This window comes from Bacillus sp. FSL W8-0920, assembly GCF_038593215.1.
Taxonomy (GTDB): Bacteria; Bacillota; Bacilli; order Bacillales; family Bacillaceae; genus Bacillus; species Bacillus pumilus.
The window spans coordinates 30,881-44,710 of sequence record NZ_CP151974.1 but is presented as its reverse complement, the minus strand read 5'-3'; the positions used below and the strand labels follow the sequence as shown (position 1 = coordinate 44,710).

At 45.1% G+C, this 13,830-nt stretch carries 13 protein-coding genes, 2 tRNA genes and 3 rRNA genes; all 18 read right to left on the bottom strand.

The window, feature by feature from the left end; all coding sequences use genetic code 11:
- Nucleotides 1-10: 10 nt before the first annotated feature.
- The 18 genes from NSS78_RS00230 to NSS78_RS00145 all read right to left on the bottom strand — a co-directional run bounded on the left by NSS78_RS00230 (nucleotide 11) and on the right by NSS78_RS00145 (nucleotide 13,811).
- Nucleotides 11-838, bottom strand: a complete 828-nt coding sequence (locus tag NSS78_RS00230) for a stage 0 sporulation family protein (protein WP_003217932.1) — start codon at nucleotides 836-838, stop codon at nucleotides 11-13.
- 2 nt (nucleotides 839-840) lie between these two features.
- Nucleotides 841-1,830: a DNA polymerase III subunit delta' gene (holB, locus tag NSS78_RS00225; protein ID WP_327840476.1), complete on the bottom strand. Its 990-nt coding sequence runs from the start codon at nucleotides 1,828-1,830 to the stop codon at nucleotides 841-843.
- Between the two features lie 11 nt (nucleotides 1,831-1,841).
- Complete coding sequence (locus tag NSS78_RS00220) at nucleotides 1,842-2,282, bottom strand: DUF327 family protein (protein WP_003217911.1); 441 nt, start codon at nucleotides 2,280-2,282, stop codon at nucleotides 1,842-1,844.
- A 12-nt stretch (nucleotides 2,283-2,294) separates the two neighbouring features.
- On the bottom strand, nucleotides 2,295-2,624 hold the full coding sequence (locus tag NSS78_RS00215; RefSeq protein WP_012008640.1) for a cyclic-di-AMP receptor: 330 nt from the start codon (nucleotides 2,622-2,624) through the stop codon (nucleotides 2,295-2,297).
- A gap of 79 nt (nucleotides 2,625-2,703) precedes the next feature.
- Nucleotides 2,704-3,342 carry a dTMP kinase gene (gene tmk / locus NSS78_RS00210; RefSeq protein ID WP_003217977.1) on the bottom strand — a complete coding sequence of 213 codons (639 nt, stop codon included), beginning with the start codon at nucleotides 3,340-3,342 and terminating at the stop codon, nucleotides 2,704-2,706.
- A complete protein-coding gene (locus NSS78_RS00205; protein WP_212046566.1) occupies nucleotides 3,339-4,748 on the bottom strand; it encodes an aminotransferase class I/II-fold pyridoxal phosphate-dependent enzyme in 1,410 nt (469 codons plus the stop codon). The genes tmk and NSS78_RS00205 overlap by 4 nt, the downstream gene beginning before the upstream one ends.
- 77 nt (nucleotides 4,749-4,825) lie before the next feature.
- Nucleotides 4,826-5,884: a toxic anion resistance protein gene (locus tag NSS78_RS00200; RefSeq protein WP_212046567.1), complete on the bottom strand. Its 1,059-nt coding sequence runs from the start codon at nucleotides 5,882-5,884 to the stop codon at nucleotides 4,826-4,828.
- Nucleotides 5,885-5,903: 19 nt separating this feature from the next.
- A complete protein-coding gene (locus tag NSS78_RS00195) occupies nucleotides 5,904-6,518 on the bottom strand; it encodes a 5-bromo-4-chloroindolyl phosphate hydrolysis family protein (protein ID WP_212046568.1) in 615 nt (204 codons plus the stop codon).
- Between the two features lie 128 nt (nucleotides 6,519-6,646).
- Nucleotides 6,647-6,838 carry a sigma factor G inhibitor Gin gene (locus NSS78_RS00190; RefSeq protein WP_003217973.1) on the bottom strand — a complete coding sequence of 64 codons (192 nt, stop codon included), beginning with the start codon at nucleotides 6,836-6,838 and terminating at the stop codon, nucleotides 6,647-6,649.
- Nucleotides 6,839-7,009: 171 nt separating this feature from the next.
- Nucleotides 7,010-7,125: ribosomal RNA gene (gene rrf / locus NSS78_RS00185) — 5S ribosomal RNA — on the bottom strand.
- Between the two features lie 61 nt (nucleotides 7,126-7,186).
- A 23S ribosomal RNA gene (locus NSS78_RS00180) occupies nucleotides 7,187-10,117 on the bottom strand.
- Between the two features lie 98 nt (nucleotides 10,118-10,215).
- Nucleotides 10,216-10,291 (bottom strand) — tRNA-Ala (locus NSS78_RS00175).
- Between the two features lie 14 nt (nucleotides 10,292-10,305).
- Nucleotides 10,306-10,382: transfer RNA gene (locus NSS78_RS00170), tRNA-Ile, on the bottom strand.
- Between the two features lie 95 nt (nucleotides 10,383-10,477).
- Nucleotides 10,478-12,026, bottom strand: a 16S ribosomal RNA gene (locus NSS78_RS00165).
- Together the 16S, 23S and 5S rRNA genes with 2 tRNA genes alongside form the textbook arrangement of a ribosomal RNA operon.
- A gap of 276 nt (nucleotides 12,027-12,302) precedes the next feature.
- Complete coding sequence (locus tag NSS78_RS00160; RefSeq protein ID WP_003218084.1) at nucleotides 12,303-12,566, bottom strand: pro-sigmaK processing inhibitor BofA family protein; 264 nt, start codon at nucleotides 12,564-12,566, stop codon at nucleotides 12,303-12,305.
- Between the two features lie 66 nt (nucleotides 12,567-12,632).
- Entirely contained in the window at nucleotides 12,633-12,857 is a 225-nt protein-coding gene (locus tag NSS78_RS00155; protein WP_003218088.1) for a YaaL family protein, read from the bottom strand.
- Nucleotides 12,858-12,875: 18 nt separating this feature from the next.
- Nucleotides 12,876-13,472, bottom strand: coding sequence for a recombination protein RecR (gene recR / locus NSS78_RS00150; protein ID WP_050945828.1), 597 nt, complete (start codon nucleotides 13,470-13,472; stop codon nucleotides 12,876-12,878).
- Nucleotides 13,473-13,487: 15 nt separating this feature from the next.
- Complete coding sequence (locus tag NSS78_RS00145) at nucleotides 13,488-13,811, bottom strand: YbaB/EbfC family nucleoid-associated protein (RefSeq protein WP_008342011.1); 324 nt, start codon at nucleotides 13,809-13,811, stop codon at nucleotides 13,488-13,490.
- Nucleotides 13,812-13,830: the final 19 nt, after the last annotated feature.

Genomic DNA, 13,830 nt, shown 5'->3' with positions numbered 1-13,830 from the left:
GCACACCTCGTTACTCAGTTGTTTGTGCAGATACAACGCCTTCTTGTAATAATTCTTCCCAAGTATATTCTACCACTTTTTCTTGCCCGGTTAATTCAACTTGCAAAATTCGTTCTAAAATGTTGAGTCCTACTACCTTTGCAGAGCCACTAGATGTTTGAATCGTTTCACCGATATCCGGCAATTGTTCTTTCGCTGTTTCATACTCATCATTCTCATATTTCAAGCAACACATCAAACGACCGCAAAGCCCTGAAATTTTTGTGGGATTTAGCGACAGGTTTTGATCTTTTGCCATCTTAATGGATACTGGTTCAAAGTCTCCTAAGAATGTCGAACAGCAAAGCATTCGCCCGCAAGGTCCTATGCCACCCAGCATTTTTGCCTCGTCTCTTACACCAATCTGGCGAAGTTCAATTCTCGTTTTGAAGATCGATGCAAGATCCTTCACTAGCTCACGGAAATCTACTCTGCCATCCGCTGTGAAGTAGAAAATGACCTTGTTTCGGTCAAATGTAAATTCAACATCAACCAGTTTCATTTCAAGACCGTGTTCACTTACCTTCTGAAGACATGTATCAAAGGCTGTCATCGCTGCTTCTTTGTTTTCCTCAACGATGAGTCGGTCTCGTTCGTCTGCTACACGAATCACCTTACGCAGAGGAAGAACGACATCGTGTTCATCTACTTTTTTATTAGCGATGACCACTTGTCCGTACTCAACTCCTCTGACCGTCTCTACAATGACACAACTATCATTTTCTATATGAAATCCATTAGGATCGAAATAATAGATTTTGCCCGCTTTTTTAAAGCGAACACCAATTACGTTGTACAAGCTTATCCCTCCTGCAACATCAACACCAATTGCTCCATCAGCCCTTGGGCATTCACGTTGGATTGAAGTCTCTTTTTCGCTTCTAATACAGCAAGGATCTGGTTCGTCACCATCTGCTGTGTGGAATGCAGCGCGTGCTGCTTCATTGTCTGGAATAAGTCTTGATAAATGACTTTATCTTCATTTCCTATTTGAATCGACAATACATCACGATATATAAATAAAAGCATATCCAGACCTGTTTCTTGAAGGTCTTTCTCTTTGAAAAAAGGCATCCATTGATCCTGTATATAAAAAAATGCATGTTCTTTTCGCTGGTGTAAGACTTCATACAATTTTATCACTTTCGCTCTAGACTCTGCAAACTGATCATTTCGACTTAATTCGAGTGCTTCTGCTAAATTGTTGGTTAAATTCGACAAAAGCCTTGCAAGATGCTGAGATACGCCTTCTTGTAATAGCTGCTGCTCCAAGGATTGTGGCTGCAGCGGCTGAAAGCTGAGCATCTGACATCTTGAAATAATCGTATCCAACATTTTATGCGATTGCTCAGTGATTAAAATTGCCATCGTTTCCCGGTTAGGCTCCTCTAGGAACTTTAATAAACTGTTCGCAGCATTAACCGTCATTTTGTCCGCATGAAGAATGATATACATTTTTCGGTGAGATTCCACACCTGCTTTTGTAAATTCCTCTTGCAATGCCTGTACTTGCGCTTTCTTAATTGATTGACCATCAGGCTGCACGAGATGTAAATCGGGATGGTTACCTGACTCAATCCTCTTGCAGTTTTGACAGGATTCACACGGTTTCACTCCTGATTCCAAGCAAAAAAAACTCTTAGCCAAAAGCATCGCAGCTTCCCGCTTACCAGTACCCTTTTTTCCTTCAAATAAGTAGGCATGCGCAAGTCGATCTTTATCAATACTATTAAAAATCAGCCGCATGACGCGCGGCTGCAAATCATTCATGTCATCCCAGCTAATTGCCATGTTATCACTCTCTATGTGTAAAGGTTAATCAATAAACCTTTTATTTCTCCAATACGTTCAAGCAAATCAATAGATGGCTTCTCTTGGTCCATCATATCCTCTGTTAATTCAATCAGCTTTTCATCTAATGCTTTGACTAAAGCGAGTGTACGCGTGTTGCCATAAATGTCAAAGCTTCTTGATGTTTCTATATTTAATCCATTATCGACTGTCTCTTTCACAAAGCGCTTCACAAGACCTTTAAACCTAGCCAAGTCCTTTAAGTTTCGTGACTTTGTCAGCTTTTTACCGAACACTTCGATATCACTCAGCATAACCGTCAGCTGCTCTAAGCGCATTTTGCCGCTTTGCGTCTCCATCGATGCTTTAAAAGAGGCAGATGTGTGGCTTCCTTTCATGCCTTGGAGTTCACGCTTTTCTAAAAGCAGCCGCATATCTTGATTAATTTTCACAGCAACCCATCCTTAGAATTGATGAAATTGTTCAACTGGCAGAATAAAGACAGTAGCTCCACCAACTTCAACCTCAACAGGGTATGGTACATATGAATCTGCGTTACCACCCATTGGAGATACAGGTGCAATCATTTGATCACGTTTACGGCAATTTTCTTTTATAAGCTGTAACGCTTTATCCACTCGGACATCATCACAACCAATGATAAAAGTCGTATTCCCAGACTTTAAAAACCCACCAGTTGAAGCTAATTTTGTCACGCCGAATTGATGTTCAGTCAATATTTTCAACAACTTGCTGCTATCTTGGTCCTGTACAACGGCAACAATTAATTTCATTTGATTGGCCTCCTTTGTTTTAGGCACAGGTGACATGCCGATGTCTTCCTCTATATTATAACAACGATTGGGAATGAGGTCATTTTTGATTTTTCTTTAATGTGTCCTGAATCACTCGAAGTACTTCTTCATAGACATCTTGCATTGGCTGAGAAGCATCCACTACATGGAATCGTTCTGGTGATTGCGCAATAAGTAGTTCATAGCCTTCTCTGACCAACTGGTGGAAATTCAGCGTCTCCATGTCTAATCGATTCTTTTCTCTTCCTTGATTGGCGTGAATTCGCTTTAGCCCTTCCTCAGGTGTAATGGAAAAGTAAATCGTCATTTGCGGCATCGTGCCATCAATAGCAAAGTCGTTAATTGATCTGACTTGGTCAATTCCAAGTCCTCTCGCATAGCCTTGATAAGCAAGAGAGCTATCAACAAAACGATCACACAAGACTGTCTCTCCGCGCTGCAATGCCGGTTCTACCTTTTCAGCCAAATGCTGCCTTCTTGCTGCTGCATACAGCAATGCCTCTGTTTTCGCATCCATTTTTGTATTTTTTTCATTTAAAATGACTTCACGGATCTGCTCAGCAATGTCAATGCCGCCCGGCTCGCGTGTCGCCATCACTGCATATCCTTGACGTTCCATTTCTTCGTACACTTTTCGTATCACTGTCGTTTTTCCGGCACCCTCTGGCCCTTCAAACGTAATAAACATACCACTCATAGTGTCTCCTCTTCTATATAAACATATAATTTTCTCTGATGAATGACCTGACTTGCTTGAATATGAACCTCGTGACCAAGCAAGCGGCTTAACGCCTCAATTTGTTCTTTTTCAATACGCTCTCCCTTAATCATCAAAGGAATTCCAGGTGGATAGGGAATAATGGATTCTGCACTCATCCGGCCTGCTGCATGTTCAAATGGGACAGCCTCTATGTCTTGATTTTGTACATCAGTCTCAATAGATATCGTCTCATTTTGGATATGTTTTTTTCTTTTGAGCAATGAATCACTTTGCTTAAGAGCCTGCTCAATCCGCTTGAAAGGAACGTTCTGCCTCTTTTCTAAGCTAAGTACAAGTAAAACCTGATGTTCGTCCGCAAGCTCTGGATGAACATCCACTGATTCAAGCACCTGCTTTAGTTCGTAACCAGTCAGTCCTTTTGTTGATCGAATGACGCATTTTAAAGGATCGGAATGTAGCGAGTCAGGTTCAACCACTTCAAGATGGGTCAGACGGTTGAACTGATCTTTCAGCTCTGTCAGTTCTTTCATGATTACATCCAATGTCCCTTTTCCTTTGATCTCCTCGACATAAGCTCTTGCTACATCTAATGAGGCCATAATTGGATAAGAGGGCGAACTACTTTGAAGCATCGTGAGCAAGGTTTTCAAACGCTTCGCATCGATTCGGTCCCCTTGAAGATGAAGATAGGAACCCATCGTCATTGCCGGAAGGGTTTTATGTGCTGATTGTACCACCACGTCCGCTCCATAGGAAAGAGCAGATGGAGGAAAGGCACCGGCTAAGACAAAATGCGCACCATGTGCCTCATCAACCAAAACAACCATACCTGCTTCATGACACATGTGAATCAGCTTTGATAAATCAGCTGCGTGTCCGTAGTAGTTCGGATAAGTCAAAACGATTGCCCGGCAATGAGGATGTTTTGCTATGGCTTTTCTCACTGTATCATCCGTCACATGTGTTGGAACGTGCAAGTGTGCGTCTATCTCAGCGTCTATCAAAATAGGCGTTGCCCCTGCAAGCTCGATCGCATGAAAGACAGACTTATGGCAATTACGCTGGACAAAAATCTCGTCTCCCGTGCGGCATGCTGTCATCACCATCGCCAAATTTCCGACTGTTGTGCCATTCACAAGGAAGAAGCTTTGACCTGAACCATATAGCTTAGTCAATAAATGTTCTGCCTCTTGGATGACCCCAGTCGGGTGATGAAGATCATCTAGGCCTTCAAGCTCCGTCACATCCAATTGAAGGATTGAAGCATAGTGAGACCGTGCCTCATCAAAAAAGACATCTCCATTGTGATGTCCTGGAACGTGAAAAGAATAAGGCTTCTTTTCCGCATGCTGTGCTAATGCTGTATATAAAGGTGTTCTCAAACAAATCGACCCTTTTCACTTTAACGATATCTTAAGTCTATTATAACGTTCAAACAAGTGAACCGAAAGATGGTTTCTCATTCCTTTATTGGATTCGCCAACTGCTGCTCTGCCTCATACATTCTGCTTTTCAATTGAGCTCGCTCTTGGCTTCCATGCTCTTTCACCTGTAATGTTTCCTGTAATGTTTCAGCTAATTGACGTTGAACCTTTTTCAACGTATCTATAGGGGCTAAAGATGCCTCTTCAAGAATCTGCCCCTGCTGTTTCGATACATTTTCATATGTTTTTTGGATTCGGTTCTCAAGAGCTGAATTGGCCCGCTGCTGAATATTTGTTAATGCAATCGACATTTGGTTGATCCATAGAGGAATAGATGCTGAAACAGTTGATTGAATGTGATTGGCCAATGTATGATTCGTATGCTGGATCATCCGAATTTGAGCATTACATTGCAATGCAATTTGCCGGCTTAACAGCAAATCATACTTTCGTTCCTTTAGTCTCTCCACATACTCTTCTTCATTGACTTCTTGACTCATCAATTGCTCCTCTAACGTCCGTTCAACAGAAAGTTGCGTTTCTGAAAGAGGCTGCTGCTCTAACGTTGTCATTTTCGCTTCAACCGCGGCAACCTGCATCGTCATCTCTTGAAAATAAGTTTGATTTTCTTCAAATAAACGCTCTAATAACATATGATCCGAGATTAATACACCTCTTGCATAACGAAGCCTTGCGGACAATCTCTCGATCTGTGATTTTGCATGTTGAAATCGTGATATGATCTCCTGAATAGATCGCTTATCCCGTTGAAACCATTTCAAAAAAAAGCCCTGTTTCTTTGGCACTAAATCCTCAGGCTCCACTACTTGCAGCTGCTGCAAAAAGGCTTCAAGCACGTCTCCTATTTGATCGATATCTTTTTTCTCAACATATTTCATCATCTGTTGTGATTGTTCCAATAGTCGTTCCTGCACACGTGTACCATAGAAAAGGAGCTTTTGCGGATTTTCAGGGATCTGCTGAGCTCGCTGCACAGCTTCTTTTTTCTCTTCATCAGATAAGGTATCAAACACCCGAAACTGAAGATCTGTATTGGAGGCAAGTGATGTTGTGGCGCGATCTTCCGGTTTCATCGAGTTTGACTCCTTTCATCTATTTCTTCATCATTTTATCAGCTACTTCAAGCTCAATATGAAGAGCCTCTATATCTCTTCCTAACACTTGCTGCAAATCATTCGTCAATTGCTTTTGCAGCTCTGTCAATGTCACTCGGGTTTGGCTCAATGTCATTTCCAGCTCATGACTACGATTAGGCTGATTATACAAGAGTGCATATTTCTCAGTTAGTTCAACGACAGAATCCAAGCTTTCAAAATAAAAACGCTGTGCATCATAAAATCGATTAGGCTCTTTTTTTGTTATTGTATAGATTCGTCGTGCAAGCCGAAAAACTTCATAATTATGTTTGATCGTTTGTACGTTTTTCACAGCAAATAAAGCTTTTTTTAAACGCACAAGCTTTTGTCCTGCTTCTTTTAAATGCTGTTTGATATATACATAATCACTACGAGACAGTCCATGTTTCTTTAAAAACAATTGGAAAGCAGTCCATCTGCTCCCCACAAACATCACGCCCCACCCAATCATCGCATACAGTATCGATAATCCAACATGATGATGGAAAACCCCTATACTGACGGTTAAAATCACAAGCGAAAAAAAAGTAGAGAGGATGGCCCATATAAATGTATAAAAGATTGATTTCATGTTCATCGACTCCTATGAATAATCAGGCTCTCTGTTTATCTTATTATGAATTACGGATGATGTCCAAACTAAGTTCCAAAAAACAAGCCCAATCCTTCATAGCTCATAAAAAAAGACCATCTAGTGGTCTATGAATACAAAGGCGGCGTATGAAGATTTTTAAGCTTTCTCACATAATCGGAATAGCTAGGATCCGAGGTCGATGTAGAAATTAACTTTCGCTCACAGTCGCGGCACAAAAACTGATGATATAAATAAATTCCCTTTGTCTTTTTCTCTTCACAAATCAAACAAATCGCTTCTCGCTCTTTTTTGCTCATTGTGACACCTCCACTTATAGCTTCAGTATGCCCTAGCGCTTTCAATTGTATACAAAATTAAGAATGTTTCAGATGGTAGTTTAGTATATGTATCCATGTCAAATCGGGTGTTTGTTCCTTTTCTTAAAAAACAAAAAAGACCAGTTCCGTATGGAACTGATCCTTATACAAGCTTGGCGGCGTCCTACTCTCACAGGGGGAGACCCCCAACTACCATCGGCGCTGAAGAGCTTAACTTCCGTGTTCGGTATGGGAACGGGTGTGACCTCTTCGCTATCGCCACCAAACCTGATGGAGAGAATGTTCTCTCAAAACTAGATAACAATGTTCAAGCTTCACATTAGAATATAGGTTAAGTCCTCGATCTATTAGTATCTGTCAGCTCCACGTGTCACCACGCTTCCACCTCAGACCTATCAACCTGATCATCTTTCAGGGATCTTACTTCCTTGCGGAATGGGAAATCTCATCTTGAGGGGGGCTTCATGCTTAGATGCTTTCAGCACTTATCCCGTCCGCACATAGCTACCCAGCGATGCCCTTGGCAGAACAACTGGTACACCAGCGGTGCGTCCATCCCGGTCCTCTCGTACTAAGGACAGCTCCTCTCAAATTTCCTGCGCCCGCGACGGATAGGGACCGAACTGTCTCACGACGTTCTGAACCCAGCTCGCGTACCGCTTTAATGGGCGAACAGCCCAACCCTTGGGACCGACTACAGCCCCAGGATGCGATGAGCCGACATCGAGGTGCCAAACCTCCCCGTCGATGTGGACTCTTGGGGGAGATAAGCCTGTTATCCCCGGGGTAGCTTTTATCCGTTGAGCGATGGCCCTTCCATGCGGAACCACCGGATCACTAAGCCCGACTTTCGTCCCTGCTCGACTTGTAGGTCTCGCAGTCAAGCTCCCTTGTGCCTTTACACTCTGCGAATGATTTCCAACCATTCTGAGGGAACCTTTGGGCGCCTCCGTTACATTTTAGGAGGCGACCGCCCCAGTCAAACTGCCCACCTGACACTGTCTCCCTGCCCGATAAGGGCAGCGGGTTAGAAGGTCAATACAGCCAGGGTAGTATCCCACCGATGCCTCCACCGAAGCTAGCGCTCCGGTTTCCAAGGCTCCTACCTATCCTGTACAAGCTGTACCAACATTCAATATCAGGCTGCAGTAAAGCTCCACGGGGTCTTTCCGTCCTGTCGCGGGTAACCTGCATCTTCACAGGTACTATAATTTCACCGAGTCTCTCGTTGAGACAGTGCCCAGATCGTTGCGCCTTTCGTGCGGGTCGGAACTTACCCGACAAGGAATTTCGCTACCTTAGGACCGTTATAGTTACGGCCGCCGTTTACTGGGGCTTCAATTCGCACCTTCGCTTACGCTAAGCGCTCCTCTTAACCTTCCAGCACCGGGCAGGCGTCAGCCCCTATACTTCGCCTTACGGCTTCGCAGAGACCTGTGTTTTTGCTAAACAGTCGCCTGGGCCTATTCACTGCGGCTTCTCGGGGCTTTAACACCCTAAGAAGCACCCCTTCTCCCGAAGTTACGGGGTCATTTTGCCGAGTTCCTTAACGAGAGTTCTCTCGATCACCTTAGGATTCTCTCCTCGCCTACCTGTGTCGGTTTGCGGTACGGGCACCTCTCACCTCGCTAGAGGCTTTTCTTGGCAGTGTGGAATCAGGAACTTCGCTACTAAATTTCGCTCGCCATCACAGCTCAGCCTTTACGGGAAACGGATTTGCCTATTTCCCAGCCTAACTGCTTGGACGCGGATATCCAATACCGCGCTTACCCTATCCTCCTGCGTCCCCCCATTGCTCAAATGGTGAGGAGGTGGTACAGGAATATCAACCTGTTGTCCATCGCCTACGCCTTTCGGCCTCGGCTTAGGTCCCGACTAACCCTGAGCGGACGAGCCTTCCTCAGGAAACCTTAGGCATTCGGTGGACGGGATTCTCACCCGTCTTTCGCTACTCATACCGGCATTCTCACTTCTAAGCGCTCCACCAGTCCTTCCGGTCTGACTTCACAGCACTTAGAACGCTCTCCTACCACTGTTCGTAAGAACAGTCCGCAGCTTCGGTGATACGTTTAGCCCCGGTACATTTTCGGCGCAGAGTCACTCGACCAGTGAGCTATTACGCACTCTTTAAATGGTGGCTGCTTCTAAGCCAACATCCTGGTTGTCTAAGCAACTCCACATCCTTTTCCACTTAACGTATACTTTGGGACCTTAGCTGGCGGTCTGGGCTGTTTCCCTTTCGACTACGGATCTTATCACTCGCAGTCTGACTCCCAAGGATAAGTCATCGGCATTCGGAGTTTGACTGAATTCGGTAACCCGGTAGGGGCCCCTAGTCCAATCAGTGCTCTACCTCCGAGACTCTTACCTTGAGGCTAGCCCTAAAGCTATTTCGGAGAGAACCAGCTATCTCCAGGTTCGATTGGCATTTCACCCCTACCCACACCTCATCCCCGCACTTTTCAACGTGCGTGGGTTCGGGCCTCCATTCAGTGTTACCTGAACTTCACCCTGGACATGGGTAGATCACCTGGTTTCGGGTCTACGACCACGTACTCATGCGCCCTATTCAGACTCGCTTTCGCTGCGGCTCCGCATCTTCTGCTTAACCTTGCACGGGATCGTAACTCGCCGGTTCATTCTACAAAAGGCACGCCATCACCCTTTAACGGGCTCTGACTACTTGTAGGCACACGGTTTCAGGATCTATTTCACTCCCCTTCCGGGGTGCTTTTCACCTTTCCCTCACGGTACTGGTTCACTATCGGTCACTAGGGAGTATTTAGCCTTGGGAGATGGTCCTCCCGGATTCCGACGGAATTTCACGTGTTCCGCCGTACTCAGGATCCACTCTGGAGAGAACAACATTTCAGTTACAGGGCTGTTACCTTCTTTGGCGGGCCTTTCCAGACCTCTTCGCTTATATCGTTCCTTTGTAACTCCGTATAGAGTGTCCTACAACCCCAAGAGGCAAGCCTCTTGGTTTGGGCTGTTCCCGTTTCGCTCGCCGCTACTCAGGGAATCGCATTTGCTTTCTCTTCCTCCGGGTACTTAGATGTTTCAGTTCCCCGGGTATGCCTTCTCATACTCTATGTATTCAAGTATGGATACTACTCCATTACGAGCAGTGGGTTTCCCCATTCGGAAATCTCCGGATCAAAGCTTGCTTACAGCTCCCCGAAGCATATCGGTGTTCGTCCCGTCCTTCATCGGCTCCTAGTGCCAAGGCATCCACCGTGCGCCCTTTCTAACTTAACCATTTCTTACTTTAGAAAGAATCACTATGTGTGATGAACTTTGCATTGCATTCAATGTGAATGTATTACTTATTGTTATCTAGTTTTCAAAGAACACGTTGGTGGAGCCTAGCGGGATCGAACCGCTGACCTCCTGCGTGCAAGGCAGGCGCTCTCCCAGCTGAGCTAAGGCCCCGATTTAATAGAAGATGGTGGGCCTGAGTGGACTCGAACCACCGACCTCACGCTTATCAGGCGTGCGCTCTAACCAGCTGAGCTACAGGCCCATCTTTCATATCGAAGATATGATGTTGTAGGATCTTTTGCAAGTTCCTTCAAAACTAAACAAGACGAAAACGCACGCTGCTCCATATATCCTTAGAAAGGAGGTGATCCAGCCGCACCTTCCGATACGGCTACCTTGTTACGACTTCACCCCAATCATCTGCCCCACCTTCGGCGGCTGGCTCCATAAAGGTTACCTCACCGACTTCGGGTGTTGCAAACTCTCGTGGTGTGACGGGCGGTGTGTACAAGGCCCGGGAACGTATTCACCGCGGCATGCTGATCCGCGATTACTAGCGATTCCAGCTTCACGCAGTCGAGTTGCAGACTGCGATCCGAACTGAGAACAGATTTATGGGATTGGCTAAACCTTGCGGTCTCGCAGCCCTTTGTTCTGTCCATTGTAGCACGTGTGTAGCCCAGGTCATAAGGGGCATGATGATTTGACGTCATCCCCACCTTCCTCCGGTTTGTCACCGGCAGTCACCTTAGAGTGCCCAACTAAATGCTGGCAACTAAGATCAAGGGTTGCGCTCGTTGCGGGACTTAACCCAACATCTCACGACACGAGCTGACGACAACCATGCACCACCTGTCACTCTGTCCCCGAAGGGAAAGCCCTATCTCTAGGGTTGTCAGAGGATGTCAAGACCTGGTAAGGTTCTTCGCGTTGCTTCGAATTAAACCACATGCTCCACCGCTTGTGCGGGCCCCCGTCAATTCCTTTGAGTTTCAGTCTTGCGACCGTACTCCCCAGGCGGAGTGCTTAATGCGTTAGCTGCAGCACTAAGGGGCGGAAACCCCCTAACACTTAGCACTCATCGTTTACGGCGTGGACTACCAGGGTATCTAATCCTGTTCGCTCCCCACGCTTTCGCTCCTCAGCGTCAGTTACAGACCAGAGAGTCGCCTTCGCCACTGGTGTTCCTCCACATCTCTACGCATTTCACCGCTACACGTGGAATTCCACTCTCCTCTTCTGCACTCAAGTTTCCCAGTTTCCAATGACCCTCCCCGGTTGAGCCGGGGGCTTTCACATCAGACTTAAGAAACCGCCTGCGAGCCCTTTACGCCCAATAATTCCGGACAACGCTTGCCACCTACGTATTACCGCGGCTGCTGGCACGTAGTTAGCCGTGGCTTTCTGGTTAGGTACCGTCAAGGTGCGAGCAGTTACTCTCGCACTTGTTCTTCCCTAACAACAGAGCTTTACGATCCGAAAACCTTCATCACTCACGCGGCGTTGCTCCGTCAGACTTTCGTCCATTGCGGAAGATTCCCTACTGCTGCCTCCCGTAGGAGTCTGGGCCGTGTCTCAGTCCCAGTGTGGCCGATCACCCTCTCAGGTCGGCTACGCATCGTCGCCTTGGTGAGCCATTACCCCACCAACTAGCTAATGCGCCGCGGGTCCATCTGTAAGTGACAGCCGAAACCGTCTTTCATCCTTGAACCATGCGGTTCAAGGAACTATCCGGTATTAGCTCCGGTTTCCCGGAGTTATCCCAGTCTTACAGGCAGGTTACCCACGTGTTACTCACCCGTCCGCCGCTAACATCCGGGAGCAAGCTCCCTTCTGTCCGCTCGACTTGCATGTATTAGGCACGCCGCCAGCGTTCGTCCTGAGCCAGGATCAAACTCTCCGAAAAAGTACAAAACCGAAGTTTTGTTTTTCGTCAGCGTTTGACTGACTACCTATGATATAACATAGGATTTTTTTATAAAAACTCGAATTAACAGGTACGTTTTGTCTTGTTTAGTTTTCAAAGAACTTGTTTACCGCTTCAGAAGCGACTAGAACATCATACCATATTTAAATTGTTGATGTCAACAACTTTTTTGTTATCATGTTATTTCGTTTCTTCGTCATCAGCGACGTATATTAATTTACCACCATAAGGGATCAAAGTCAACAATATTTCTCATTAAATAATAAATTTTTCAATTACGACTAAAGCTGCTACGCCTGGGATGCCCAATAGACCACTGATTCCACTTGTTACAGGGTTAATAGAGACATGTAATCCTAGACTCTCACCAAATAGATTGAGGCAAAATAAAAAAAGAGCACCTGCCACAAACTTTATTCCGATCAGCCCTAACCATTTGATGGGGTTCGCTTGAACACCTGACATAAACAACAATAGTACAGCAAGCAAAATTGACCCGATCACAATAACAGGTTCCATAATCCTCTCATCTCCTCTTCATATGAATAGTACAAGCATATGAGAGGACTATGTAAAATAGACCTGCTATCTCCAGTTGTTTAAACGTAAATTCCTCTTTTTCGCTTCTCTTAGATAGAAAAAGTACTTCGCTTGAGCAAGCTTTAATTCGAATAGAATGTCCGGTGAAGGCTCAACGCTATTTGCGACAAGCTTTTTTTGTCTGTTCCATTCTTCCTTTTGCTTAAAAAGCTGTTGAATTAATTTCTCATCGAATTCTTTTCGAATTGATTTTCTGCGAAGAAAACCCATGTACCGTACTTCTCCTTCCTACATCTCACGTCTGCCCTCTAGAGCTTTAGACAGTGTGACTTCATCCGCATACTCTAAGTCTCCACCTACTGGTAGTCCGTGAGCAATACGAGAGAGTTTAATTCCTGATGGTTTCAACAATCTAGAGATATACATGGCTGTAGCCTCTCCTTCAATGTTTGGATTCGTTGCAAGGATTACCTCTGTCACTTGATCGTCTTGCAATCTTTTTAACAGGTCAGGAATTTTAATGTCCTCTGGGCCAATGCCATCCATTGGTGAAATGGCACCATGAAGCACATGATATAAGCCGTTGTATTCTTTCATCTTTTCCATTGCGATCACATCTTTTGGATCTTGTACTACACAGATAACAGATTGATCTCTTCTTGTATCTTCACAAATATAGCAAGGATCTTGATCTGTGATATGGCCGCATACCGAGCAATTAGTTAAATTACGCTTTGCGTTAACAAGCGCCTTCGCGAAATCTAGTACGACATCTTCCTGCATACTAAGAACAAAAAAAGCCAGACGGACCGCGGTTTTCGGTCCGATTCCTGGCAATTTCATAAAGCTGTCTATCAGCTTTGATATTGGTTCAGGATATTGCATCTTCAGTTATTCCTCCTAGAATAAACCTGGCATGTTCATTCCTTTTGTGAATTGACCCATTGTTTCATTTGTTAACTCATCAACTTTTTTCAATGCATCGTTTGTAGCTGCAAGTACAAGATCTTGAAGCATATCGATATCTTCTGGATCAACAACTTCTTCATTGATTGCTACATCAACAACTTCTTTTTGTCCATTTACTTTTACAGTGACCATACCGCCACCTGCTGTACCTTCAAGGACTTTTTCTGCAAGCTCTTCTTGAGCCTTAGCCATATCCTTTTGCATTTTTTGCATTTGTTTCATCATTTTTTGCATATTTCCCATTCCACCGCGCATATGAACACCACTCTCTTTC